Source organism: Nostoc sp. (assembly GCF_036919575.1).
Lineage (GTDB): Bacteria > Cyanobacteriota > Cyanobacteriia > Cyanobacteriales > Nostocaceae > Nostoc.
This window is the reverse complement of the sequence record NZ_JBALBY010000009.1, coordinates 1-768: the sequence shown is the minus strand read 5'-3', so window position 1 is coordinate 768 and position 768 is coordinate 1. Positions and strand designations below refer to the sequence as shown.

The following is a 768-nucleotide window of genomic DNA, read 5'->3' as shown; positions in this document are numbered from 1 at the left end:
AAGCACAAGTTTAATTCCCGGCGATTGGAAATCGCGGCTACACAGACGAAACCCACCTTTCCTGCGGAACGCCAAGGGCGAACGTGGGTTAAAGAAAATGAGAGCAAGTTTTACACAATTGTATGTACATTATGTTTGGGCAACCTGGGATAGATTGCCCCTAATTACGCCTGATATTCAGAAGTTAGTTTATGCTGCGATCGTTCAGGAGTGTGAACAGTTAAAATGTACTGTAATTGCAATTGGTGGTATTGAAGATCATATACATCTCTTAATAGGTTTTCCGCCAAGTGTCAGCATATCGGATGTAATTAAACAAATTAAGGGAAGTTCTTCGCATTTTGTCACCCACGAAATCAAGCCAGGTGAGTTTTTCAAATGGCAAGGTAGCTATGGAGCTTTTACAGTCAGTCATGATGCCATTGATAATATAGCCAATTACATCAGAAACCAAGCTACCCACCATAGCCAAAAATCAATCATTCCCACCTGGGAACTAACTCCCAAGTAAACCAACAATTACATACGAATTTAGTCCACGAAGGTGGACTTTGCCTGTGTAGCCGCGAATTCCATTCGCCCGGTATCTGATAAACTTTGCTGCATAACCGCGAATTCAATTCGCCCAGTATCTGATAAACTTTGCTGCATAACCGCGAATTCCATTCGCCCGGTATCTGATAAACTTTGCTGCATAACCGCGAATTCCATTCGCCCGGTATCTGATAAACTTTGCTGCATAACCGCGAATTCCATTCGCCCGGTATC

General features: G+C 43.0%; 1 protein-coding gene. It reads left to right on the top strand.

The features are described from left to right. Window positions 1–97: 97 nt before the first annotated feature. Complete coding sequence (gene tnpA / locus V7K27_RS03125) at window positions 98–511, top strand: IS200/IS605 family transposase (protein ID WP_442947585.1); 414 nt, start codon at window positions 98–100, stop codon at window positions 509–511. Window positions 512–768 lie beyond the last annotated feature (257 nt).